Source organism: Apibacter raozihei (genome assembly GCF_004014855.1).
In the GTDB taxonomy this organism is placed as follows: Bacteria; Bacteroidota; Bacteroidia; order Flavobacteriales; family Weeksellaceae; genus Apibacter; species Apibacter raozihei.
Window position 1 is genome coordinate 1,109,592 of sequence record NZ_CP034930.1, and the last position, 24,376, is coordinate 1,133,967.

General features: G+C 31.0%; 24 protein-coding genes. 19 read left to right on the forward strand and 5 right to left on the reverse strand.

The features are described from left to right. Nucleotides 1-95 precede the first annotated feature (95 nt). From EOV51_RS05110 to EOV51_RS05125, 4 genes are all read left to right on the forward strand, one after another. A complete protein-coding gene (locus EOV51_RS05110) occupies nucleotides 96-1,523 on the forward strand; it encodes an OmpA family protein (protein ID WP_128150514.1) in 1,428 nt (475 codons plus the stop codon). 124 nt (nucleotides 1,524-1,647) lie between these two features. Continuing rightward, nucleotides 1,648-2,397: a 3-deoxy-manno-octulosonate cytidylyltransferase gene (gene kdsB / locus EOV51_RS05115; RefSeq protein ID WP_128150516.1), complete on the forward strand. Its 750-nt coding sequence runs from the start codon at nucleotides 1,648-1,650 to the stop codon at nucleotides 2,395-2,397. 4 nt (nucleotides 2,398-2,401) lie between these two features. Beyond that, the gene (locus tag EOV51_RS05120) at nucleotides 2,402-3,475 is read left to right on the forward strand and encodes an iron-containing alcohol dehydrogenase family protein (RefSeq protein ID WP_128150518.1); all 1,074 of its coding nucleotides are present in this window, start codon (nucleotides 2,402-2,404) and stop codon (nucleotides 3,473-3,475) included. Between the two features lie 105 nt (nucleotides 3,476-3,580). Then, nucleotides 3,581-4,249, forward strand: coding sequence for a histidine kinase (locus EOV51_RS05125; protein WP_128150520.1), 669 nt, complete (start codon nucleotides 3,581-3,583; stop codon nucleotides 4,247-4,249). 17 nt (nucleotides 4,250-4,266) lie between these two features. Here the strand turns inward: EOV51_RS05125 and EOV51_RS05130 are convergent, their stop codons facing one another. Continuing rightward, nucleotides 4,267-4,737, reverse strand: a complete 471-nt coding sequence (locus EOV51_RS05130) for a hypothetical protein (protein WP_128150522.1) — start codon at nucleotides 4,735-4,737, stop codon at nucleotides 4,267-4,269. Nucleotides 4,738-4,896: 159 nt separating this feature from the next. Here EOV51_RS05130 and EOV51_RS05135 point away from each other — a divergent pair, with 159 nt between their 5' ends. The 10 genes from EOV51_RS05135 (at nucleotide 4,897) to mnmA (ending at nucleotide 14,236) form a co-directional block, all read left to right on the forward strand. Further along, nucleotides 4,897-6,384 (forward strand): SLC13 family permease, encoded by a 1,488-nt coding sequence (locus tag EOV51_RS05135; protein ID WP_128150524.1) that lies wholly within the window; start codon nucleotides 4,897-4,899, stop codon nucleotides 6,382-6,384. Nucleotides 6,385-6,527: 143 nt separating this feature from the next. Continuing rightward, nucleotides 6,528-7,958, forward strand: a complete 1,431-nt coding sequence (gene miaB / locus EOV51_RS05140; protein ID WP_128150555.1) for a tRNA (N6-isopentenyl adenosine(37)-C2)-methylthiotransferase MiaB — start codon at nucleotides 6,528-6,530, stop codon at nucleotides 7,956-7,958. Between the two features lie 6 nt (nucleotides 7,959-7,964). After that, the gene (locus tag EOV51_RS05145; RefSeq protein ID WP_128150557.1) at nucleotides 7,965-9,236 is read left to right on the forward strand and encodes a sigma-54 interaction domain-containing protein; all 1,272 of its coding nucleotides are present in this window, start codon (nucleotides 7,965-7,967) and stop codon (nucleotides 9,234-9,236) included. Next, nucleotides 9,220-9,729 (forward strand): LptE family protein, encoded by a 510-nt coding sequence (locus tag EOV51_RS05150; RefSeq protein WP_128150559.1) that lies wholly within the window; start codon nucleotides 9,220-9,222, stop codon nucleotides 9,727-9,729. The genes EOV51_RS05145 and EOV51_RS05150 overlap by 17 nt, the downstream gene beginning before the upstream one ends. Next, nucleotides 9,730-10,860 carry a hypothetical protein gene (locus tag EOV51_RS05155; protein ID WP_128150561.1) on the forward strand — a complete coding sequence of 377 codons (1,131 nt, stop codon included), beginning with the start codon at nucleotides 9,730-9,732 and terminating at the stop codon, nucleotides 10,858-10,860. It begins immediately after the preceding gene. Between the two features lies 1 nt (nucleotide 10,861). Then, entirely contained in the window at nucleotides 10,862-11,179 is a 318-nt protein-coding gene (gene secG / locus EOV51_RS05160; RefSeq protein ID WP_181951010.1) for a preprotein translocase subunit SecG, read from the forward strand. Between the two features lie 63 nt (nucleotides 11,180-11,242). After that, on the forward strand, nucleotides 11,243-12,148 hold the full coding sequence (nusB, locus tag EOV51_RS05165; protein WP_128150563.1) for a transcription antitermination factor NusB: 906 nt from the start codon (nucleotides 11,243-11,245) through the stop codon (nucleotides 12,146-12,148). Between the two features lie 16 nt (nucleotides 12,149-12,164). Further along, nucleotides 12,165-12,617, forward strand: a complete 453-nt coding sequence (locus tag EOV51_RS05170; protein WP_128150565.1) for a DUF1573 domain-containing protein — start codon at nucleotides 12,165-12,167, stop codon at nucleotides 12,615-12,617. A 27-nt stretch (nucleotides 12,618-12,644) separates the two neighbouring features. Continuing rightward, the gene (gene yajC, locus EOV51_RS05175; protein ID WP_128150567.1) at nucleotides 12,645-12,962 is read left to right on the forward strand and encodes a preprotein translocase subunit YajC; all 318 of its coding nucleotides are present in this window, start codon (nucleotides 12,645-12,647) and stop codon (nucleotides 12,960-12,962) included. A 47-nt stretch (nucleotides 12,963-13,009) separates the two neighbouring features. Then, complete coding sequence (mnmA, locus tag EOV51_RS05180) at nucleotides 13,010-14,236, forward strand: tRNA 2-thiouridine(34) synthase MnmA (RefSeq protein WP_128150569.1); 1,227 nt, start codon at nucleotides 13,010-13,012, stop codon at nucleotides 14,234-14,236. Nucleotides 14,237-14,241: 5 nt separating this feature from the next. Here the strand turns inward: mnmA and recO are convergent, their stop codons facing one another. From recO to EOV51_RS05195, 3 genes are read right to left on the reverse strand one after another with little or no spacing between them, the layout of a single operon-like run. Beyond that, nucleotides 14,242-14,955, reverse strand: coding sequence for a DNA repair protein RecO (gene recO / locus EOV51_RS05185; protein WP_128150571.1), 714 nt, complete (start codon nucleotides 14,953-14,955; stop codon nucleotides 14,242-14,244). A 12-nt stretch (nucleotides 14,956-14,967) separates the two neighbouring features. Continuing rightward, the gene (gene porZ, locus EOV51_RS05190) at nucleotides 14,968-17,211 is read right to left on the reverse strand and encodes a type IX secretion system anionic LPS delivery protein PorZ (protein ID WP_128150573.1); all 2,244 of its coding nucleotides are present in this window, start codon (nucleotides 17,209-17,211) and stop codon (nucleotides 14,968-14,970) included. Nucleotides 17,212-17,261: 50 nt separating this feature from the next. Then, a complete protein-coding gene (locus tag EOV51_RS05195) occupies nucleotides 17,262-18,281 on the reverse strand; it encodes an acyltransferase family protein (RefSeq protein ID WP_128150575.1) in 1,020 nt (339 codons plus the stop codon). A 183-nt stretch (nucleotides 18,282-18,464) separates the two neighbouring features. On the opposite strand from EOV51_RS05195, the gene rplM reads away from it, so the two are divergent. From rplM to tsf, 4 genes are all read left to right on the forward strand, one after another. Then, the gene (gene rplM, locus EOV51_RS05200; RefSeq protein WP_128150577.1) at nucleotides 18,465-18,920 is read left to right on the forward strand and encodes a 50S ribosomal protein L13; all 456 of its coding nucleotides are present in this window, start codon (nucleotides 18,465-18,467) and stop codon (nucleotides 18,918-18,920) included. 9 nt (nucleotides 18,921-18,929) lie between these two features. Then, nucleotides 18,930-19,316 (forward strand): 30S ribosomal protein S9, encoded by a 387-nt coding sequence (rpsI, locus tag EOV51_RS05205; protein ID WP_128150579.1) that lies wholly within the window; start codon nucleotides 18,930-18,932, stop codon nucleotides 19,314-19,316. 165 nt (nucleotides 19,317-19,481) lie between these two features. Beyond that, the gene (gene rpsB, locus EOV51_RS05210) at nucleotides 19,482-20,282 is read left to right on the forward strand and encodes a 30S ribosomal protein S2 (protein ID WP_128150581.1); all 801 of its coding nucleotides are present in this window, start codon (nucleotides 19,482-19,484) and stop codon (nucleotides 20,280-20,282) included. A 35-nt stretch (nucleotides 20,283-20,317) separates the two neighbouring features. Next, nucleotides 20,318-21,136 (forward strand): translation elongation factor Ts, encoded by an 819-nt coding sequence (tsf, locus tag EOV51_RS05215; protein ID WP_128150583.1) that lies wholly within the window; start codon nucleotides 20,318-20,320, stop codon nucleotides 21,134-21,136. Nucleotides 21,137-22,230: 1,094 nt separating this feature from the next. Here the strand turns inward: tsf and EOV51_RS05220 are convergent. Beyond that, entirely contained in the window at nucleotides 22,231-23,079 is an 849-nt protein-coding gene (locus tag EOV51_RS05220; protein WP_228427736.1) for a hypothetical protein, read from the reverse strand. A gap of 354 nt (nucleotides 23,080-23,433) precedes the next feature. On the opposite strand from EOV51_RS05220, the gene EOV51_RS05225 reads away from it, so the two are divergent. Next, on the forward strand, nucleotides 23,434-24,336 hold the full coding sequence (locus tag EOV51_RS05225) for a helix-turn-helix domain-containing protein (protein ID WP_128150585.1): 903 nt from the start codon (nucleotides 23,434-23,436) through the stop codon (nucleotides 24,334-24,336). Nucleotides 24,337-24,376: the final 40 nt, after the last annotated feature.

A 24,376-nucleotide genomic window follows, 5' to 3' on the forward strand; every position in this document is an offset into this window, starting at 1 on the left:
ATAAATAAAAAAGTCACCAATATTTTGGTGGCTTTTTTTTGTCCATTAGATAAAATTATGTTAATTTGCATCAAATAAATTATTTTTAATTATTTATGAAAAATATTAAATTAATAGTATCAACAGCAGCCGTTGTTTTAATGTCTGCTTTTGCACTAGCTCAGAACACCCAGGACAAATGGTATGTTGGACTGGGAATACACGCTACAGATCATACTTCGGTTGATGGTATTTTCAACAACTATTTTGATACAAAGGATTATAGTTTCTCTTTTCCTTTTTCAAAAGTTACAGTAGCGAGAAGTATAGCGAAGAACCTGGCCGTTGATTTCCAGGCATCTTTAGGTAATATGGATAACAAAAGACTCAAAATAAACGATGAGTTCTTTTTATTAGCCGGTTTAGGTTTGAGATTTTCACCTCTAAGTGAATCAAATTCTCTTAAATGGTTAGATCCGTATGTAAGAGTTGGTGCTAACTATCATAAGTATTCTTATGAAGGAATAAACATTGATGAAGCACACCCTTATACAGCTTATAACCGTGACTATAAAGAATCCAGAGAACTTAAAGGTAAATTTAAAGGAAAAGACAACAACTTTGTACTTAACGGAGGAGCTGGTATTAACTTTTGGTTTACTAAAAATATTGGGTTGAATATAGAATCTCAGTACAACTGGGTGACAACATATTCAAGAAATTATGCTGACTTTTTCCAGCATTCAGCATCCATAATTTTTAAATTTGGAGCTAAAAAAGAAGTAATTGATGTACCTGTAATCGTACCAACTATTGAAGATAGAGATGGTGATGGTATTCCAGACAATGAAGATAGATGTCCTGATACACCGGGGTTACCTCAGTTCCAAGGTTGTCCAGATACTGACGGAGACGGTATTCCTGATCCGGATGATCAATGTCCTACTATCCCTGGTCCAAAAGAAAACAATGGTTGTCCTTGGCCGGATACTGACGGAGACGGAGTGTTAGATAAAGATGATGCTTGTCCTACAATACCAGGTCCAAAAGAAAATAACGGATGTCCTTGGGATGTAAAAGATGTTACAACTAAACTTAAAAACATCAACTTCGAATTTAACAGTTCTAAACTTACAGCAGAATCGTTACCATTAGTAAAAGATGCATCATCAATGCTAAATGATAAAGGTTTTGAAGGTAAAAAATTCTATGTAGACGGACACACAGACCGAGTAGGTTCAGTAGCTGTTAACAATAGAATTTCTAAACAAAGAGCTCAATCTGTAGTAGATGAACTAGTAAAAGAAGGAGTTGCTAAAGATAGATTAATTGCCCGTGGATTCGGTAAATCAGAATTACTTTGTACTCAGGCTGATATCAACAAGAAAAAAGATGAAAACGGAAACATTATGTTCCCAGATCAGGCAACTTGTGATAAAGAAAACAGACGAGTAGTAGTACTAGATCAGGAAACAGGGAAAAAAGTTTCTATAACAAAAGAAGTTCAGGTTAAAAAACCAGCTTCATCAAAAAGAAAAAAATAAGAACTGAAAAATCTTAAATATTTAAAAGCCATCCTGTATAGGATGGCTTTTTTATTTCTGTCAAATTCAGTAAAAACGTTACGTATTTTAGTTAACTTTGCATAAATACTTAATTCATTTTAAAGTGAAAATTATTGCAGTTATTCCAGCTCGTTATGCAGCATCAAGATTCCCTGCCAAATTAATGGGAATGTTAGGAGAAAAGACAGTTATAAGATCAACTTACGAAAATGCAAAAGAAACCTTATTGTTTGATGATGTTTTTGTAGTGACAGATTCTGAAATTATTCATAATGAAATTACTCGAAATGGAGGAAAAGCCATAATGAGTATAAAAGAACACGAGACAGGAAGTGATAGAATAGCTGAAGCAGTAGCAAATATCGAATGTGATATAATTATAAATATTCAGGGGGATGAACCTTTTGTTAAAAAAGAACCTCTGGCACAATTAATTCATGCTTTTCATCAAGATGCAAAAAATGAAATTGATGTAGCCACATTAATTAGGAAAATGGATGATTGGGCACTAATTGAAGACCCTAATTACGTAAAAGTAATAAAAGATAAAGATGATTATGCCTTATATTTTTCACGATCAGTAATCCCTTATCCAAGAGAAAAAAATTTTATTGCGGATTATTATGAACATGTGGGTGTTTATGCATTCAGAAAAGATGCATTAGTAAGTTTTTCTAAATTACCCATGCTACAAAACGAAAAAGCAGAAAAAATAGAATGTATTCGTTATCTGGAATATGGAATGAAAATAAAACTAATTCAAACAGATTTTGTAGGAGTAGAGATAGATACTCCTGAAGATTTGGAAAAAGCCAACGAGATTTTAAAAAAACAAGAAAACGAGAAAATATAAAAATATGAAATTCAGAAATTTCCCAATGGTTCCGCGAGTAGTCTATGGTCGCGGAAGTTTTGATCAGACTTCAGAAATTATTGAAGAAAAAAGAAATAAAGAATATCCGTTTATCTTTTTAGTAGATAAAGTTTTTGAAGGGAAAGAATTAATAAAAAATATTCCTTTAAAAGGAAAAGACAAAATTATTTTCATTGATACAATTGACGAACCTAAGACTAAAGGTATTGATGCTATTCGAGATTCTTTAAAAGAAGAATTCGGTACAGTATCCGGAGTAATAGGAATTGGTGGCGGAAGTGTAATGGATTCGGCAAAAGCAGTAGCTATAATGCTGAATAGTGAAGGTTCTTCAGCTCAGTATCAGGGATGGGATTTAGTAAAAAATCCGGCAGTTTATCACGTCGGAGTTCCAACCATCAGTGGAACAGGAGCAGAAGTTTCCAGAACTTGTATTTTAACCGGTCCGGAAAGAAAGTTGGGTATTAATTCAGATTTCACACCATTTGATCAGGTAATTCTGGATCCAGCTTTAGCAAAAGGAGTAGAAAAAAATCAGGCATTCTTCACAGGAATGGATTGTTATATCCATTGTATAGAATCTTTAACCGGAACCTATCTGAATGCTTTTAGTAAAAGTTATGGTGAAAAAGCTCTGGAGCTGTGTCAGAAAGTATATGTTCACAAAAACGAATGGGATGATGAATCTGACGAAGATTTGATGATGGCTTCCTGGCATGGGGGTATGAGTATAGCCTATTCACAGGTAGGTATTGCACATGCAGTAAGTTATGGTTTGTCTTATTTATTGGGAACGCATCATGGAGTCGGAAACTGTATAGTATTTGACCGGTTAGAAGAATATTATCCTGAAGGAGTAAAAGAATTTAAATATATGGTTGAAAAAAATCATATTGAAATTCCTCAGGGTATTTGTAAAGGATTAACAGACGAACAATTTGATATAATGATCAATGTTTCATACGGTATGGTTCCCTTGTGGGAAAATGCTTTAGGAAAAGATTGGCAAAAAATAATGACCAAGGAAAAGCTGAGAGCTTTATATGAAGCAATGTAGTTTTTTTATATAAAAATATACTAATTATATTAAAAACCGGGTTATAATCATTTAACCCGGTTTTTTAACGTAACATTTTTTAATTTTAAATAAAGAAGAAATAACATGAAAAAAATCAATTTAATACTGTTGATGATTTTTAATTTCGCAATCATAATTAAAGCACAAACAGCAGAGGAAGTTATAGCCAAACACTTGGAAATAACAGGAGGTTTGACCAAATGGAGAGGATTTAATTCTGTTGTACTTAAAGGAGAAATGGTTTTAGGTGTAAATGAAAGTTATAATGTTGAAATCTATCAGCAACGCCCAAACTGGAATAAGACCTATATGTATGTTCAGGGAAAAAAAATAACATTAAATGCATATAATGGTAAAAAAGCGATACAATACGATTTTCAGTCTAACAAACTAGTAAATAAACCCGATTATGTTCCGGAAAGTTTTGATTCGGATTTAATTAATTTTTCAGACAAAGGATTTCAGGCTGTTTTTATAGGTACGGAGAAGATAGAACAATCTAACTGTTATAAAATTAAATTAATAAAAAATACCAATATAACCACCTATTATTTTGATATGAAATCTTATCAGTTAATACGAGAGGAAAGTGTATCAGAATCTAAAACTTTTAGTGATTTCAGAAAAGCTTCCGGGTTATACTTTCCTTACAGAATAGAGGTGAAAAGTACTAATGGAGAATCAGATTTTGTATTAATTATAAAAACAATCAATGTAAATCAGGCAATACCAGGTAAAGAATTTACATTTTAAAACAGATTGCTTTAAAATTAGGAAGTCAGATATGATTTAGCCCAGCTTTCTTTCAAAGGTAATTTAAATTGAGACTGAAACTCTTCAGGAGAACTTACTGATAAATTATAGACATAAGAATTTCCGTCAATCTCAGAAGTTTTTATTTTTTCTTTAAACTGTTTCATGGGGATAGTCTCCAGTTTTCCATCTTTTGATTCAAAGCTTACAAGCAATCGATTTAACAATTCAAGATTGTATTCAGCATCAATCTGACGGATACATTGATTTAAACTGTCTATTGAACAGCCTGAAGCCTTCGTTTGATTTTCATCAACTTCTATGATAATAAATTTGTGATCTAAAATTTTTAAATTGGATTTAAGATCAGCTCCATGAGCTGCCCAGCTATCCAAAAAGTTAGATAAAATTTCGCTTATCTGATTTTCTTCAACAGAAGATAATAATCTATTTGACTGAAAAACCCAAAGTTTATTGTTTAAATCCATTTCCTTAAATTTTAAATATAAATGACAAATTTATAATTATTTTATTTATCGGGAGAATATCAGGTTAGATCAAGTAAAAAAAGAATGATATTTGCAATAAAAATAAACATCAAATAAAAAGTTTTATAATAAAAATATAACTTATCAGATCAGACAACTATGGATTTTGACTTTCACAAAATTAATCAGGATTTAAAAAAGATTAATACCAACATAAGAAGTTATAGCGACCTGCTCATTGAAAAATCACTAGATGTCTGGAATATAAAAACCAAAGTAGGGCTATTTTTCTTTTCTTTAGGATTGTCAATTGCGGCAACATATCTCATTTCTCCTGTGGAATTTTCAAAAGCACAAGAATACACTATGTTTATTCTCATTTTTGCAATTCTTCTCTGGGTTACAGAAGCAATTCCTCCTTTTGCTGTGGGTATCATGATTATGGGGTTTCTTATTTATACTATGGGAAACATTGAAGGTTCAACCTTAGATCCGAGAACTATTTCCAATACCTGGTCGGATAGTGTTATTTGGATATTTCTTGGAGGTTTTTTCTTAAGTGAAGGAATGAGAAAAACAAGCTTAGATATCTCTTTGTTTAAAGGCACCATATCAATTTTTGGTTCAAAACCAGGTAATATGTTGTTAGGGATTATGTTAACCACATCTTGTTTATCATTAATTATTTCAAATACTGCAACCTCAGCAATGATTCTGGCTGCAGTCATGCCTTTTTTAGCAAGAGAAGGAGAAAATTCACCTATGTCAAAAGCTATCCTTTTATGTATACCTGCATCAGCAACTTTTGCGGGTATGGGAAGTTTAATTTCCTCACCTCCTAATCTTATCGTTGTAGATGCATTAAAATCAAAAGGGATAGATGTTTCATTTTTTGATTGGATGATCCTTGGACTACCGGTAGCGCTGGTATTGCTCATAGTCTTCTGGCTGATACTTAAACAAAAATATACATCCAAAGTAGAAAAAATTGATTTAGATTTTCTTGACATAAATTCAGAATTGCCGGCAAAAATTAAATTACAACGTTTGTTTGTAGTAATTATCCTTATCATAACCGTAGTTTTGTGGATGATGGGCAGCAGGCTGAATATACCTACAGCAGCTACAGCAGGAATTCCTATTATGTTTTTGCCTATGCTGGGTATTATTACGGCGGAAGATATACGAAAATTACCTTGGGATACACTAATGCTGGTTGCCGGAGGTTTGTCCCTGGGTATTGCTATCAAAGAATTATTAGCTCCTTATTATTCTCAATTGTTAGGAAATGCACAATTTAACGAATACTTTATTATGATAGTTTTTGCTTTGGTAACTATTGTTTTTTCTAACATTATGAGTAGTACTGCCACAGCAACAATTGTTATTAACATTGCAGCTGTTGTCTTGCCACCTGAGCAAATATTACCGGTTGGGTTGGTTGTCGGTCTTTGTTCATCCTGTGGATTATTTTTACCAGTTTCAACACCTCCCAATGCAATTGTTTACAGTACAGGAATGCTAAAGCAGTCCGATTTTTATATCGGAGGCTTTTTCGGAGCTATAGTGGGTACATTGGTAATAATAGGTTGGGTATTATTTTTACAGCAATTTACCGGTTTCTTCGAAATGGTCTTATCTCCATAAAAGCATTTGTTACAAAAGCTTTAACCAATGGTTTCTTAGAATAAAACTAAAAAATCTGTCAACTTGGCATATAAATTTCTATCTTTGCATATTAATGCAAATTTTAGTTTGAAAAACCATACTTTAAAATGGTAAATTAATATATGGAAAAAGAATTTATAGAAGGTAGACAGGGAGAAGTACTTGTTATGGAAAGTACCACTCAAAATTCAAAAAAATTATTTTTGGAAAGTTATGGGTGTCAAATGAATTTCTCTGACAGTGAAATAGTTGCCTCTATATTAAATGAGGAAGGTTATAATACAACAGCACAATTGGAAGAAGCAGATTTAATTTTGCTTAACACCTGCTCTATTAGAGAAAAAGCTGAACAAACAGTCAGAAAAAGACTTTCGCAGTTTAATACGCTAAAAAAACAAAAACCTAATTTAACTATAGGGGTTTTAGGATGTATGGCGGAAAGATTAAAAACTAAATTTTTAGAAGAGGAACACCTTGTTGATTTAGTTGTTGGACCTGATGCGTATAGAGATTTGCCTAACTTATTAAAAGATACAGATGATGGCAGAAATGCAATTAATGTACTATTATCCAAAGAAGAAACTTATGCGGACATAAGCCCCATTCGTTTAGGAGGAAACGGTGTAACGGCATTTGTCTCAATTACCCGTGGATGCGATAATATGTGTACATTCTGTGTAGTACCCTTTACTCGAGGAAGAGAAAGAAGTCGCGATCCGCATTCCGTTCTAAAAGAATGTAGTGAACTGGTTGTTAACGGATATAAAGAAATAACTCTTTTAGGCCAAAATGTAGATAGTTATTTATGGTATGGAGGAGGACCCAAAAAAGATTTTAATAAAGCTACAGAACTTCAAAAAGCAACAGCAGTGAATTTTGCACACTTATTAGATTTAGTGGCTACAGCACATCCGGACACACGTCTTCGGTTTTCAACTTCAAATCCTCAGGATATGAACGAAGATGTGCTTTATGTAATGGCAAAACACGATAACATTTGTAAATATATTCATTTACCTGTTCAAAGTGGAAGTACTACGGTTTTAGAAAGAATGAATCGCCAGCATACCCGTGAAGAATATATGGAATTATTAGATAAAATCAGAGAAATAGTTCCTGATTGTGCCATTTCACATGATATGATAACCGGATTCTGCGGAGAGACCGAAGAAGAGCATAGAGATACATTAAGCTTGATGGAATATGCTCAATATGATTTCGGATACATGTTTGCCTATTCAGAAAGACCGGGAACTCCTGCTCATAAAAAAATGGAGGACGATGTTCCTGCGGATATCAAAAAGAGAAGGTTATCTGAGGTTATAGCTATGCAGCAGAAGTTATCGTTGCAAAGAATGAATTCGTATGTAGGTAAAACACATAAAGTATTAATTGAGGGTACAAGTAAAAAAAGTCAAGATTATTGGTATGGGAGAATTTCACAGAATGCAGTAGTCGTTTTTCCTAAAACTGAAAATACTAATATCGGGGATTTTGTACTGGTAGGGGTAATAGATTGTACATCAGCAACTTTGATAGGAGAAAAACAATAGACATTTATGGACTCATTACAAAATATTAAACAAAGGTTTGGAATTATAGGAAATAATGTAGCCTTAAACAGAGCTTTGGAAAAAGCGATTCAGGTTGCACCTACTGATATTTCAGTCTTAGTAATGGGAGAAAGTGGAGTAGGAAAAGAGTTTATTCCAAAGATAATCCATAACCTGTCACCCAGAAAGCATAAACAATATATAGCTGTAAACTGTGGTGCTATTCCCGAAGGAACGATAGACTCAGAGCTTTTCGGACATGAAAAAGGAGCTTTTACAGGTGCGGATAAGGTGAGAAAAGGTTATTTTGAGGTAGCAGATGGAGGAACTATTTTTCTTGATGAAGTAGGAGAGCTCCCCTTACAGACACAGGTAAGGCTGCTTAGAGTTCTTGAAAGTGGTGAATTTTTAAAAGTAGGTTCTTCCAATATACAAAAAACCAATGTTAGAATTGTTGCTGCTACCAATGTCAATCTGCTGGATGCAATCAAAAAAGGTAATTTCAGAGAAGACTTATATTACAGATTGAATACAGTACAGATAGACATCCCTGCATTAAGAGAAAGAAAAGATGATATTCCTTTGTTATTTAGGAAATTTGCAATTGATTTTTCAGAAAAATACAGGATGCCGGCTATTCATTTATCAGATGAATCAATAGCCTATCTGCAACAGTATTTTTGGCCGGGAAATATCAGGCAATTACGTAATTTCACAGAACAAATTACAGTAGTTGAAACTAAAAGGGACATGACTTTAAACAATGTGAAAGAATATTTAAAAGATATACCTCAAACCACTTCCCTGATTAATATTCCTAATAAAGATGAAAAACATTCAGATTTTTCTTCAGAACGAGAAATTTTATATAAATTTTTGTTTGACATGAAAAAAGATTTAAATGATTTGAAAGCTTTGACTTTAGACTTAATTAAAAACAAAGGAGATATGAGTCTTACACCTAATGAAAAAGATCTTTTTCAAAGAGTGTATAAAGATTATGATGTTCCTGCAACAGAGTCTTTGGTATATTATGATAACAAGCCGGACTTACCCGCAGTAGCCTCAGTGAATAATTTCCATGAAGATGTGGACGATTATGACTTTGAAGAGGTGTCCAGTCAGCCGGAATCACTTTCTCTTCAAAAAAAAGAAGAAGAATTGATTAGAAAAGCTTTGGAAAAATACAATGGAAAACGTAAGTTAGCCGCTAAAGAATTGGGAATTTCAGAAAGAACACTATATAGAAAAATAAAGCAATATGATATTGAAGAATAAATTTTCCTATTTAATAGCCGCTATATTGTTTTCAATTCTATCGGGCTGCTATTCTTTTACGGGTTCTTCATTAGATCCCAGTATTAAAACAGTGGAAATAAAATCATTCCCAAATTTATCGGCTTATCAAAGTCCTAACCTTAGTGTTGATTTTACAACGGCTTTACAAAACCGATTTAATCAAAGAACTAAGTTAGTTGAAACTAACGTAGATCCGGATATAACTATTGAAGGAGAAATAACAAATTTTTCAACCAACCCGGTAAATATTCAAAGTAATTCCGATCAGGCAACACAGAATCGTCTTACCATAACTGTTGCAGTAAGATATGATAATAAAAAACAACCAGATAAAAGTTTTGAAAAGACATTTTCAGATTACGAAGATTATTCAAGTACTCAACTATTAATCAATGTTCAGGATGATCTTTCTCAAAAAATTAATCAAAGAATTATAGATCAAATATTTACAGCAATTGTAGCAGACTGGTAGATGGATAGTAACAGAATCATAGAATTAATACTAAATCCGGAACAAACACTTGTGTCCGATAGAGTTACTATAGATCAAGAATTGTTAAGATACCCATATGTTTCTGCATTTCATATGTTAAAATTACGATGGAATCACTTATATTCGCAACAAGAAGAAACACAGGTTGTAGAAAAAGCCTCAATTTATACTAATACAGGTGAAGTTATAAAAAAGATCTTAACACTTGATAAAAAAAATGGCTCATTACCAGTCATTATGGATATAATGGTTGAGGCAGATAAGTCTGAGCATTCTTGTCATTCTAATGATGAAAAGGTGGAAGTAAAAGAAGAACAAAATTTTCAATCGGAAAATCAGATAAATGTTATGCAACTTGGAAACGAGAACCCGCAAGAAAAATTGACAGTTGAAGATAAGCAAGGAGAAAAAAATTCGTTTATTAATAAATTAGGTATATCTCATTTATTTACCAACTCTAACTCTGAAAAATTTAATGAAGCAGATCAGGGGAACAGTAAACATGAAATTGATGAGATAGACGAAATGTTGAAGGCTGAAGTCTCAGAAGAAAGTAATCATAGTACGGAAGAAAAAGAAAATAATTTCGTTGAAGAAGTTGTTAAATCAGTAGAAAAAATAGAAGAGGTACAAGAAATTGTTAATTCAGTTCCTGAACCTACAGGTAATGAATCGGCAAAAGTTGAAAATATACAAGAGCCTGAAAATAGTTCTAAAGATAAATTGTCTACAGTTGAAAAATTATCTTTCAATGAGTGGCTCTCTTTATCAAGTAAAAAAGTGGTTATTGATGATGAAGACTCTAAAGAAAAAACTTCTGAGGAGCAGGAGAAACAAAAAGATGTAATTGATAAGTTTATCGAAACAAATCCTAAAATTACAACACCGAAAAAAGAAATTTCAACTAAGCAGGATATAAGTTTTAAAAAGGAAGAAATAAAAGATATTGCAAATTTAATGACTATAACGTTAGCCCAGTTGTATGTAGAACAGGGAAAATACGATACGGCAATAACGGCTTTTAAAATATTAAGTTTGAAATATCCGGAAAAAAGTAGTTATTTTGCAACAGAAATTAAGAAAATAAGAAAATTAAAAAATTCAAAATAATATGGATACTGTTTACGGAATAGTAATGATATTTATAGCTATTGCCTGCATTTTGTTGGTATTAGTTGTATTATCACAAAACCCCAAAGGAGGTGGTCTTAGCTCCACATTTGGAGGAGGAGGAACTCAAATGTTTGGAGTTCAGAAAACTAATGATTTTATGGATAAAGCAACCTGGACATTAGGAGCTGTAATTGTTATTTTATCAATTTTTGCTTCAGTTATGATTGCAAAACCCACCATTTATTCATCATCTAACCAGGAAAAAAATCAGCCTGTAAACACTTCACAACAATCAAATTCTGCTGAAACAAAGTAGATTAATTTATAATGTGATAACACTAAAAAATAATAACAAAAAAGTTCTTAAAAAATAATTGTTGTGTTAGGAAGAAGGCAAATTAGAGAAAAAATTCTACAGGCCCTTTATGCATATAATGTAGGAGGGAACGATATAGACTATGTAGAAGGTCGAATGTTTCAGTCAATAGATGAAATTTATGATTTGTATGTATATGAATTAAATTTATTATTGGCTGTAAAAGAATATGCTCTGGAAGTTATAGAGCGTAAAAAGCAAAAAAGGTTTGCTACGGACGAGGAAAAAAATCCGAATCTTAAATTTGTAGAAAATAAAATCTTCGATTTATTAGAAGATAATAAAGCCAGAAAAGAATATTCAGATAAGCATTTAGAATTATCTTGGCATCTGAATAACAATTATCCGGCTATGATTTTCAAGAAATTTCAGCTATCTAGAAGTTATTTGGAGTATATGGATAATAAAACGCCCGATTTTGAATCGGACAAAAGAATTATCTTAAAACTCTTTTTGAAATATATTGCGGATAATGATACCATGTATGAGTGGTTTGAAGAGCTTAAGCTTTCTTGGGCTGATGATGTTCATATTGCAAATAATATGACATTAAAAACTATTAAAGCATTGGAAGAAGGAAAAGCATCTAATACACTGATACAAGTATTAAAATCTGACGAAGGGGAAGCATTTGCTAAAAATCTTTTCAGAACAACCATTAAACATTATTCTGAATGTTTAAAATTAATAGGTGAACGTTCTAATAATTGGGAACTGGACAGAATTGCCGAAATTGATAAAATCATTTTATCCATGGGCTTTACTGAATTGAATCATTTTCCACAGGTTCCCGCAAAAGTTGTTATCAATGAGTGTATAGAATTAGCAAAAGTTTATTCAAGTACAAAAAGTAATGTTTTTATCAATGGTATTCTGGATAGATATGCCCGTGATACAAACAAAGTTTAATAATTAAGTAGTTACAATGATAGTAAAAAAAATAATAATTCTTTTTATAGGGTGTCTGTTAACTTTGAGCAGTTGTAATAAAGCAAAATCTAAATCGGAGGAATCAGCAGTTAATCCAAGTGAAACATCCAGTGATGGAGCTGGTCAAGTACCTGGAATTACGGATGAATCTGAGATTACTTTTGATGCAGATAATTATGATTTCAAAGAAATAAAAAAAGGAGATAAAGTAACTCACGAATTCAAATTTACAAATACAGGTAAAAAACCTTTAGTTATTTCTGAAGTACGTCCTTCTTGCGGATGTACAACACCTGAGTATACTAAAGAACCTGTTTTTCCTGGGAAAAAAGGATTTATTACTGTAACTTTTGATTCCTCAAACTTTGATGGTGCTGTTTTAAAGACAATTGCAGTATCAGGAAATTTTAAAACAAAAGTTATCCAATTTCAGGCAAAAATAAAATAACAATAAAAATCAAAGAATAATAAAAATATGTTAACAATAATTTTACAAGCACAACAAGGAATAGACTGGATGGCTTTTTTACCACTCGCTTTACTATTTGTAATTTTCTATTTCTTTTTTATCAGACCTCAGACAAAAAAACAAAAGCAAGAAAAAAATTTCCAGGAAAATTTAAAACCAGGGACAAAAGTAGTTACTACATCAGGTATACATGGTAAAGTAGCAGAAGTTCAGGACAGCGGAGTTATTATTGAAACCATGGCAGGTAAAATTAAATTTGAAAGATCTGCAATCTCTAAAGAGCTTTCTTTAGCCAGATATCCGGAAAATCAACCGGCAAAATAAAAGAATAGAGAAATTATATTATATATAAAGCATACTCTGTTCAGAGTATGCTTTTTCAATTTAATTTAAATAAAGTAAACAAAATGAAAGTTGTAGTAGGATTGTCAGGTGGAGTAGATTCAAGTGTAGCCGCCTATTTATTACAAAAAGAAGGACATGAAGTTGTCGGGCTTTTTATGAGGAACTGGAATGATGCAGAGTTTACATTAGAAGACGAATGTCCGTGGGTTGAAGATAGCAATGATGCACTTTTAATTGCTCAGGAATTGGGAATACCTTATCAGGTAATTGATTTATCAGAAATATATAAAGAAAGAATTGTAGATTATATGTTTCACGAATATGAGCTGGGAAGAACTCCTAATCCGGATGTTCTTTGTAATAGAGAAATCAAATTTGATATATTTCTAAAGACAGCTTTATCTTTGGGGGCAGAAAAAGTAGCAACCGGACACTATGCAAGAGTAGAGTCTTTTTCTAAAAATAATGAAAAGGTTTACAGATTATTAAAAGGAGTTGATACCAATAAAGATCAATCTTATTTTCTATGTCAGCTAAGTCAGTATCAATTATCAAAATCGTTGTTTCCTATAGGGAATTTAACCAAGCCTGAAGTTCGGGACATAGCTCGAGAAATGGGACTGGTAACCGCCGATAAAAAAGATTCGCAAGGATTATGCTTCATAGGTAAAGTAAGTTTGCCTGACTTTTTACAGCAACAGTTAAAACCGAAAAAAGGAGAGCTAATAGAAATATCCAAAGAGTTTTCGGGGTACGGCACAAAAAAGATACACACAGATTTTGATACGAAACAAGAAGAATTAAAATATCTCTCCACCCCCATAATTTATAAAAAAGAAGAGGGTAAGGTTATCGGGAGCCATCAGGGAGCTCATTATTATACTATTGGGCAGAGAAAAGGTTTAGGAATAGGAGGTCATATAGAACCTTGTTTTGTCCTTGATACCGATGTCAAAGAAAATATTATATATGTAGGTGAAGGGAAAGAGCATCCAGGATTATTTAGAAAGGCTCTTTTTATAAATTCAGAAGAAGAACATTGGATACGTGATGATTTAAAACTTGAAAATGATCAGACTTTAAATGTACAAGTACGTATACGATACAGGCAAGCATTACAAGAAGCTACGCTTTATAAATATAATGAAGGTTTGTATATAGAGTTCTCGCAGCCACAATCAGCTATAACCCGTGGACAGTTTGCTGCCTGGTATATAGAAGATGAACTTATAGGAAGTGGTGTAATTGCTTAAATTTATTAGCTGAAGACTACTTTTAAAACATCTAAAGATAAAGGCCTTTTAAAGTTAGTTAAATGAGTCTCGTAGTAGGTGAGTATCTCTTCCAGCATTTGGCTTCTTTGAGAGGCGTTAAAACAGTTGTCAGATAAATTATTGAACTCATACGCTAGAAGAGTATTCCATAAAAAAGCATTTTGTTCCTTGGTTAGTGTATCCCTTTTATTTGAAAAAACACCCTCTCTCAAATTAAAATATGCAAATTCCTGGTTTATGTTTAAGGGATAAAATCCAATATATTTCGAAAATTCCTTAAGGAAATATAGGTGAAAATCAGCATATTGTTTCTCTTTCTTATCCAGTGTAGTTAATGATTGAGAAATAAACTGATATAACTGTGCATCCGGAATATTCTCGTTTTTAAGAGTATAATTCAATACTTCACTAACAAAAGTAATAATGGATGATTTGTATATATCAGTATGAATATTGGTGAAAATAAAGCCCTGATATATATCTTTAATCAGTTCTAACGAATTATTTTTTTTTTGATAAAAGGAAATATCAATCTCGTTTAAAAGTAATAAAAGGTGATTCTTTTTTTGTTTTTTCGAAAAAGAATTCTTTAGTATAAAACTTTTAAAACCAAATTCTTTGGTATAACATTTTAAGATATAGGAAGAATCTCCATACTTCAGGTAAGAAAGAATAAACGCCTTAGATGTTAGTATCATAAAAAATTAAAACTATCGGATAACTGCTATTTTTGTAGTGGCATGCTCACTTCCGTCAGCATTGCTCATTAGAACTAGATATATACCCGAGGCAACAGGCTTATTATTAAAATTATTCCCATTCCAGGTGGCTACACCCCCCGGAGCTTTGGTTTCATAGACCAGATTACCAGCAACATCTGTAATTTTTACAAAGGCATCGTGTGCCAGACCTTTGATAGTTATATTTCCTGTATATCCAGGTCTCACAGGATTGGGATAGGCTAAAATATCTCCAAATTTATCACCGGTATCAGTAATGTCTCCTCGGTAAGAAACCACTCCTGAAGGAGTTACAAAAAAAACTTCACCGCTTTTATCAATTTGGATATCTGTAATCATATTAGTTGGAATTGGAGAATTATCAGAATTAAATTTATTTAACAACGTTTTCCCATCTTCTGATAAGTAAAAAACCCCAGAAGTTTGAGTACCCACCCATTTTCTGTTGGCAGCATCTACTGCAATACAGTTAACCCTTATGTCTCTCAATACTTCTTCTCCAAGGCCATTTTGTTCGATGATAACTCGTTCAACATTATAACTTCCGCTTTCTAGAGACGAATACGGATTTCTAAATATTCGTAATCCTACATCCATTCCAATCCATGCTGTATTAGAATTATCCAGAGTTACGCAGATAACATTATTACTGGGTAAATTCCCTTTATTTTCCTTATTTTCAATAACATATATCTTGTCGTCACCAGTATTTAAGGGAGTATTATTATAATTATAGACAACTAAGCCATTTCCCCTTTGTGCAGGAATCCAAACATAACCTTTGTCATCAACATATGGGTTCATAGTGGAGCTATCGGAATTACTTAAAGCAACAGAAGTAAGATCTATGTAAGCAAACTGATCGTTTTGGGTTTTAAAAATCAACGAATTATGGGGTTTACTACCATTAAGTGCGTAAGCTTGCAAGGCAATAAGATTCCCCTTGTTATCATAAGCTCCTCCTGTTAATCTTTCATAAAATTTGATCGGAGAATTATTTCTATTAAATATTACAGAAAGATTAGCATCAACCATTTTTATAAGGCCATTTAAATAAGAAAATACGTATGTTTCGTTAAGATTAGAAGGGTTGGGAATGACTCGCATAGGATATAATTCCTTGTTCATTTTATCATAAGCAATGTGCTCCCAGATATTTCCGTTAAAATAGTAGTAGCCATACGTATTCGAGATAGGGCGATACAAGTTATCATTATTTCTTCCACCCGGTGCAATCCAAATTTTATTATCTAAAAGATTAATGGAATAGGATGAATTATTATATGGGCCATCAGGAGCTATAAATTGATTGTTTTTTTGAATTCCTTTCAATTGAGTGCCGGCATATATAATTCCATTGGATAAATATCCGGTGTTTAGACTTTCAGAATAGCTTACTGTGTTAGTTTTTACAAAATTTTCATTTAATACTGAAATAATCTTGTCTTGAACAATCAATATAGATTTGGATGTAGTAGGGACAATATCTTTGAGATTTGGATAACTACCGATAGATTGCCACGAAGTGCCGTTTGAACTTGTGGAAATTAAATTAGTTTTTGTACCGATTATCAAAGAGGAATTAAATTTAGCTATATGAGCATAAGCTGTACCTGACGAATAAACATTCCAGGATGCAAAATTAGGTATCAATCCGTTATTTTCATGAGAATAAATACCATAATCCGTTGCAGCATATATCTTATTGTCTAAAATTGCGGCTTTATTAACCTTATAATAAGTTAAACCGTTTTTAAAATAGCAAGTTTCTCTGAATTCCATTCTTTTAAGATCAAAAACTGAAATACCAAAATCTAGTGAAAGCAGAGCATAATCTCCATCTGTATCAATATGATTGATTTGTTTACTCCCCTGATAATTTTGTTCAAAAGGAATATCTACTATCAAATGAACTTCTCCATCTTTGACGATATCTAATTTACCATTACTATAACCAATTATAACAGAATTGTTATTGGTATTATAAGTAAATGCATTTACTTTAACCTCATGAAGACCACTGACTTTGGATATTTTTTTTAACTCCCCAGAATTCTCATTATAGCTAAATAATCCGTTTTCAGTAGAGCATAGGAGTAAATCATTTGACTTTTCTATTTTTTTAATATTGAAATATGAAAAATAATCAGTCCATCTGCTGTTTTGAGAAAAACAAAATGCAGAAATAAAAAAAAATAAAAAGAAATTTTTCATAAAAATTGAAATGGGATGTAAAATAGTTCAATGTAAAGATATTATTTTTTTTAAAATAAATATTTAAAACTTAAAGCTCTTTTTTCAATGAAATTCCAGGATAGAAAACCGTAGATAGATGAAATGAAAATAGTTGCAAACATTAGATTTATAGGACTTATTGAAAATGTACTAAGAATTGATTGTTGAATAAGGAATGCAGATAAATAAATACCATAAGATAAATCTCCGAATTTTAATGGGATATATTCTAAAGGCTTTATATACATATTGGCAAATAAAATAATTAAAACAGGATAATATACATACTTTAGGTAATCAACTATTTCTTTTGAAATAAAACTGATTAAAATAATAAGGGTTATCAATAAAATGTAAAGTTTAGAATTTATTGTAACGGATACATTAAATGTAGCAAATATGCAACCTGCTAAAAAAAATAACGATAAATCAGTAAAATGAAGTTTGATATTAAAATATGAGCTATTGGAACTGGAAAAATAAAAATATAAAATATAGCTTAAAATATAACTGAAAATCAATATTATCCGGATTAATTTTATATTCATTTTCAAGAAAAAAAGTGGACTTAGCAATAGATAGAAAAAAAATTCATAACGTAGAGTCCAAAGTGAACCGTTTATTATTTTAGGATAAGGATTGTTTTCAAAAATCCCTTTTATGTCGTATTGAAGTTGAAAAAGGCTTAAATTAGAGGGAAAATAACTTAGTACCTCAGAATTTTTCCAATAAGGAATTGGTGATGTGTAAAAAAATGGGAGTAATAATAAAGTACAGATTAGTATTAAAATCAAACCCGGGAAAATACGTACAATTCGTTTCCATAAGAAAGAAATGACTGAATTACTTCTGATTAAACTTTGTAAAACTAGATATCCGCTTATCACAAAAAAACCCCTTACTCCCCAATATGAAAGAGATATGGAGTTTATAACTGGGTGTAAAATAGAAGTAGTTTGATTTTCCGGTGTAGATAAATCATAGGAATGAGAAATTATTACAAGTACTGCAAAAAGAATCCTAAGAAAATCAAAATTATTTCTATGCATTTATTGAAATATATTTAATACATGTTTCATATATTTTTTTATGAATAACAAAACTACTAAAATTAACTGTGTTAAATAAATGTGTAGAAAAATATTATAATATATTTGTTAAATCAAAAAACTTTTATAAATTTGCAACCCTGTTTAGGGTAATTATATTTTAATAAAGGTAAAAAAATAAAAGTGAATACACTAAGTTACAAAACCGTATCAGCTAACAAAGAAACTGCAAACAAAGAGTGGTTACTTGTAGATGCAGAAGGACAGCAATTAGGTCGTTTAGCTTCTAAGCTAGCTAAAATTTTACGCGGAAAACATAAAACAAATTTCACGCCTCATGCAGATTGTGGAGATAATGTAGTTGTTATTAATGCAGAAAAAATTGCTTTGTCTGGAAACAAAACAGAGCAAAAAGAGTATATAAGACACACGGGTTATCCTGGGGGGCAAAAATTTGCAAGCGTTTCTGATGTAAAAGCTAAAGATCCTAAGAGATTATTGGAATATGCAGTAAGAGGGATGCTTCCTAAAAATAAACTAGGAAGAAAAGTCCTTAAAAACTTGTATTTATATGAAGGGACAGAGCATGGACAAGATGCTCAGCAGCCAAAAACTTTAGATATTAACGCTTTCATTTAAGAAATAATAATGGCAGTTACACACAAAATAGGAAGAAGAAAAACATCTGTAGCAAGAGTTTACCTTTCTGAAGGAAAAGGAGAATTTACTATCAATGGAAAAGATTATAAAGTGTATTTCCCTACAGAAGTATTACAATATAAAATTACTCAACCGTTTTTACTAACTGAAACTTTAGGTCAGTATGACATTAAAGTTAATGTTTTCGGAGGAGGAGTTACAGGACAGGCTGAAGCAATCAGACTAGCTGTATCCAGAGCTTTAGTATCTATCAGTGAAGAGAACAAAGCAGTATTGAAACCAGAAGGGCTTCTTACCAGAGACCCAAGAATGGTAGAAAGAAAGAAATTTGGTCAGAAAAAAGCACGTAAGAGATTCCAGTTCTCTAAACGTTAATATTTCTGAAATAATAAAGATAACCACTACCCTTGTTAGTGGTTATTTTATATTTAGTTTTTTAAAACAATTTAAAATTATAAACTTGCCGTCTAGTTTAGCATCCAAACTCAAAATACTTTGATGTTGATTGCATGAACAGCGGAACGTAAACTAAAAAAAGACATGGCAAAAGTTAATGTAAAAGACCTTTTAAATGCAGGTGTGCATTTTGGGCACCTTACCAGAAAATGGAATCCGCACATGGCTCCGTATATCTTTATGGAGAAAAACGGAATCCATATTATCGATTTACACAAAACATCGGTAAAATTAGAAGAAGCATCTAATGCTTTAGAAAAAATTGCTACTTCAGGAAGAAAAGTTCTTTTTGTAGCTACAAAAAAACAAGCAAAAGATATTGTTGCAAAACATGCGGAATCTGTAAACATGCCTTACATCACTGAAAGATGGCCAGGTGGTATGTTAACTAACTTTGTAACTATCAGAAAAGCAGTTAAGAAAATGAACTCTATCGACAGAATGAAAAAAGATGGAACTTTCGAAACTCTTTCTAAAAAAGAAAAACTGCAAGTTGATCGTCAAAGAGCTAAATTAGAGAAAAATTTAGGTTCTATTGCTGATATGACACGTTTACCATCTGCATTATTTGTTGTAGATATTTTAAGAGAACACATTGCTGTTACAGAGGCTAAAAAACTTGGAATACCTGTTTTTGCTATCGTAGATACAAACTCTGATCCTTTATTAGTTGATTTCCCTATACCAGGTAATGATGATGCATCAAAATCAATCGATTTAATTCTAGAAACTGTCTCTAACTCTATCAAACAAGGGTTAAGCGTTAGAAAAGCTGAAAAAGCTGAAAAATCTAAAGCTAAAGATGATGCTAACGATGATGATGATATCTTAGTTGAAGAGGAAGCTGATGTAGTTGTTGATGATAACAACGAGACTGAAGAATAAAATTTATAAAGTTTAATTAAAATAATCAAAATAAAATGTCATATTCACCAAAAGCAGCAGATGTAGCAAAACTAAGAAACGTTACAGGAGCTGGAATGATGGACTCAAAAAAAGCTTTAGTAGAAGCCGAAGGAGATTTCGATAAAGCAATTGATTTATTAAGAAAAAAAGGTCAGAAAGTAGCCGCTAACCGTGCTGATAGAGAAAGTCTTGAAGGTGCTGTAATTGCTGCTGTAAATTCAGATAATACAAAAGCTGCTATCATTAAATTGAGCTGTGAAACAGATTTTGTTGCCAAAAATGAAGATTTTGTAAAACTAGCAACAGACTTTGCAAATCTAGCACTTAACTTCTCATCTAAAGAAGAATTATTGGCAGCAGATTACAACGGTCTTCCAATCAGCGAAAAATTAATTGAACAGACCGGAGTTATAGGTGAAAAAATTGAAATTGCAGATTTCAAAACTCTTGAAGCCCCATTTGTAGGAGCTTACATACATGCTGGAAATAAAATTGCTTCTGCAGTAGGTTTATCAAAAGCTTTTGATAATGCTGCTGAAGTAGCTAAAAATATTTCTATGCAGGTTGCAGCTATGAATCCGATAGCTTTAGATGAAACACAAGTGGATTCATCAATTATTGAAAAAGAGTTAGAAATAGCTAAAGATCAATTACGTCAGGAAGGAAAACCAGAAGCTATGCTAGAAAATATAGCAAAAGGAAAATTAAACAAATTCTTTAAAGATAATACTTTAGTAAAACAAGATTACATCATGGGTGAAAAAGTATCTGTTGAAGATTATGTAAAATCAGTTGATTCTGATGTTAAGATATCAGGATTCATCAGAATATAAAAATATACAAACAAGACATATTTTAAAAGCTGCTAATTTCTAGCAGCTTTTATCATTTTAGAATACTGCCTTTAATTTCATTTTATACTAAAATTTTATCTTTATATACGAAGATATATATACAGTTGAAATTATTTACCTCAATATAAAGTAATAGATTAATTTATAACTCTGTTTTTCAATAACTTTTCTAATCACATGAAATTCAATGCTCGTAAGAGTATTTCTGTTTATTATATTTAGGCTTTAGTAATTGTCATTTTGGGAGTGATAATCAGCATATTGCTATTGCTAAAATCAAGGAAAACTAATACTAATACTACGGCATCTACAATTACATAAAACTATATTACCGTAATGTCTCTATCTGCGATAATAAATTTTACAGAGAACCTTTGAACTTAGCATATTTCTTTTTTAAACTTAAAAACTGCTAAAAAATGTAAAAAATGATCTATTTCTTTGCTTACACAAAATAGATATAATCTTTTATCAATTAAACATTATATATACCTAAGAAATAAAAATAATAGTAACATGATTTTCATGTTTAGTATTGCTAGTTTAAGGCCAATTTTTTAGTGTTAAGGAAAGAATATGTATATATAACTTATTTTCGGATAAAACTGGGTAAATTGAAAGATATATGAGTCTTTTTATTTAGCATTAATTTGGTTCATCTAAGAACCATCTGAAAACATTCAAAAAAGGAATCGCTTAAAATGAAGAAGTTCATTAATTAAGATCATAGTTAATTACTGTGGATGATTTTTACGGAGTATCGGATTGTATACAGTAGAAGTTATAAAAATACAGAAAAGTCCATCAGGACATAATATACGGAAAGATTTACTATTATAGCCTGGCTTGATTAGTAGGATTAAAGAATATATTCTTACAGCTAAATTAGAAAATATGATAAGATATCTACAGTAATTAATAAATCATTAGGATTAAAAAAACTGTTACTTTAAAGGATAAAAAACATTTACGTTTTATAAACGGACATATAAGTTTTAACACTAATACTAAATGCTGTTAAAATAATAATTAGTGGGTTAATGAAAGATTTTATATTTTTCTTTAAAATGATTTTACCAACCGCTTACAAGTAAATTCCTGGCTGCTTTTTCACTACATTTCTGATATTTAGAATATGCAAGAACTGCTCTCATCCTTATTTTTTCGTTAGATTCCTGATTAATATAACCAGTTAAAGCGTCATGTAAAGTATAAGCCTCCGGAGCCATCAGATGTGAAGTCCACAGTATTGGATTAATTTTTGAATTTTTCAAATAAGGAGAAAAATATTTTTTACTGAAGCAAGCGATTACAATAATATCTCTTGTTTTTTCATCGTTATTTTTAAAAGAATCAGATAGTTGAAAATCCATAAGTCCATCATGTCCAATGTAAGATATAAGAGATGAATTTCCATAAATTCCAATAGTTGAATTGTTAATTGTGAGAGTATCATTCAAATTTCCAGCACTACTATATAAAAAATCCTTGGTACAATCTTTAATATATTTACCATTATAATCATCAGCCACCAGATAATACTCTTTATTCTTGGTATGTTGAAAAATTAATCGTTCCATCTTTATAGAATCAATCTTTTTCGATTTTAGTAAGACCCACTCTTTACTTTTTTTAAAGAAAGTACGAATTCCATATCCGGCACCCCAATATAGATTTAGATCCGGATTTTGTCCATTTCCTATTTTTGGAGGAACAGGAACTATACCCTGATATTTGTTATCACATAAAGCAACTAAAACATGAATAGTCTTAGTATTACTATCAAATACAGATATATTTTTTAATTTCTTTTCTTGTTTTTTAGAGTCAATAGTAAGTTTTTGTATATTTTCAGACTTAGAAGAACAGCTTAAAAAAATAAAGCTGAGAATAGAAAACAGAAAAGTAATATTCCCTTTCATAAGAAGTAAAATTTTTATTGATATAAATATACAAACTAATATGTTTTGGCTAAGAATAGTTTATTAAGGATGAAATAAATTTAAATTATAAACTCAACAATACGGAAGATAGAAAAATATCTGGTTAAGATTATATAAAATCGATTAATTCATACGTTGTAATTTTGAGTTTAATTAAAATACACAGCACTGAAGTTTGAAAGTGGCTAATAAAATCTGAAATTTTAGTAGCTTTTTTAGTTATATTAACATAGTAAATAATATCTAAGGTTATAAGATAAAAATAAATATTGTTTTGAGAAATTTTTATTTAATAGTTTTCCTTATTTCATAATAAAACTGTATGTTCACAATATGAAGTATATAAATAGTTTTCAGGATATTCCCGTTGAAGTAGATTTTGCTGATATGAAACAGTTGAAAACTTCTAATAATTCATTTGACGGTCAATTTAATATTTTTCCAAGATGGAGATGTAACGGTACCTACTTAAGACGTGATTTTTTTAAATTAGTATTGGTTAAAGGTTCAGGTATTTTGCGGTATGCAGAAAAAGAATTTAACATCATAGATTCAGCAATTTTTTTGGCTAATCCTAGAATTCCATATTCATGGACGCCTATATCCGAAGTACAAGAAGGGTGGATTTGTATGTTTTCACAAGAATTTGTTTGTAAAAATATAGACAATGACAAATTTCTACCTTTACTCAATTCAATTTCAAATCCTGTATTTTTCATGAATGAAAATGAACTGGAATATATGAATACTATTTTTAAAAAGATAGTTATGGAAATGTCTTCAGAGTATTTATATAAAACAGAAATAATACGAAATTATTTACATCTAATAATTCATGAATTACAAAAATTAAGACCTCAGGCAAATATTGATTTATTTCGTATTGATGCTTCTAAGCGATTAACCTATCAATTTTTAGAATTATTGGAATATCAGTTTCCTCTTGATTCTCCTGAAATGACTTTAGAGTTACGAGCACCCAAAGATTTTGCTTCAAAATTATCTGTTCATGTTAATCATTTAAATTATTCATTAAAAAAAAATACGGGTAAAACGTCCAGACATTTAATAACCGATAGTCTTATAAGAGAATCTATGGCTTTGTTAAAAAATACAGATTGGACAATATCAGAAATTGCCTATTCTTTAGGATTTGAATACCCTTCTCATTTTACAAATTTTGTAAAAAAGCACACAAAAAGTACTCCTAAAGAAATAAGATTTCCTACTCTTTGATTTGTGTAACTAATGCTTTGATTTGTTAAATTAAATTTAT

Bases quoted from the DNA above. Each gene is read 5' to 3' on its own strand.
- EOV51_RS05110 (WP_128150514.1), top strand. From the start codon at position 96: ATGAAAAATATTAAATTAATAGTATCAACAGCAGCCGTTGTTTTAATG.
- EOV51_RS05120 (WP_128150518.1), top strand. From the start codon at position 2,402: ATGAAATTCAGAAATTTCCCAATGGTTCCGCGAGTAGTCTATGGTCGC.
- EOV51_RS05125 (WP_128150520.1), top strand. From the start codon at position 3,581: ATGAAAAAAATCAATTTAATACTGTTGATGATTTTTAATTTCGCAATC.
- EOV51_RS05130 (WP_128150522.1), bottom strand. From the start codon at position 4,737: ATGGATTTAAACAATAAACTTTGGGTTTTTCAGTCAAATAGATTATTA.
- EOV51_RS05135 (WP_128150524.1), top strand. From the start codon at position 4,897: ATGGATTTTGACTTTCACAAAATTAATCAGGATTTAAAAAAGATTAAT.
- miaB (WP_128150555.1), top strand. From the start codon at position 6,528: ATGGAAAAAGAATTTATAGAAGGTAGACAGGGAGAAGTACTTGTTATG.
- EOV51_RS05145 (WP_128150557.1), top strand. From the start codon at position 7,965: ATGGACTCATTACAAAATATTAAACAAAGGTTTGGAATTATAGGAAAT.
- EOV51_RS05150 (WP_128150559.1), top strand. From the start codon at position 9,220: ATGATATTGAAGAATAAATTTTCCTATTTAATAGCCGCTATATTGTTT.
- EOV51_RS05155 (WP_128150561.1), top strand. From the start codon at position 9,730: ATGGATAGTAACAGAATCATAGAATTAATACTAAATCCGGAACAAACA.
- secG (WP_181951010.1), top strand. From the start codon at position 10,862: ATGGATACTGTTTACGGAATAGTAATGATATTTATAGCTATTGCCTGC.
- EOV51_RS05170 (WP_128150565.1), top strand. From the start codon at position 12,165: ATGATAGTAAAAAAAATAATAATTCTTTTTATAGGGTGTCTGTTAACT.
- yajC (WP_128150567.1), top strand. From the start codon at position 12,645: ATGTTAACAATAATTTTACAAGCACAACAAGGAATAGACTGGATGGCT.
- mnmA (WP_128150569.1), top strand. From the start codon at position 13,010: ATGCTTTTTCAATTTAATTTAAATAAAGTAAACAAAATGAAAGTTGTA.
- recO (WP_128150571.1), bottom strand. From the start codon at position 14,955: ATGATACTAACATCTAAGGCGTTTATTCTTTCTTACCTGAAGTATGGA.
- porZ (WP_128150573.1), bottom strand. From the start codon at position 17,211: ATGAAAAATTTCTTTTTATTTTTTTTTATTTCTGCATTTTGTTTTTCT.
- EOV51_RS05195 (WP_128150575.1), bottom strand. From the start codon at position 18,281: ATGCATAGAAATAATTTTGATTTTCTTAGGATTCTTTTTGCAGTACTT.
- rpsI (WP_128150579.1), top strand. From the start codon at position 18,930: ATGGCAGTTACACACAAAATAGGAAGAAGAAAAACATCTGTAGCAAGA.
- rpsB (WP_128150581.1), top strand. From the start codon at position 19,482: ATGGCAAAAGTTAATGTAAAAGACCTTTTAAATGCAGGTGTGCATTTT.
- tsf (WP_128150583.1), top strand. From the start codon at position 20,318: ATGTCATATTCACCAAAAGCAGCAGATGTAGCAAAACTAAGAAACGTT.
- EOV51_RS05220 (WP_228427736.1), bottom strand. From the start codon at position 23,079: ATGAAAGGGAATATTACTTTTCTGTTTTCTATTCTCAGCTTTATTTTT.
- EOV51_RS05225 (WP_128150585.1), top strand. From the start codon at position 23,434: ATGAAGTATATAAATAGTTTTCAGGATATTCCCGTTGAAGTAGATTTT.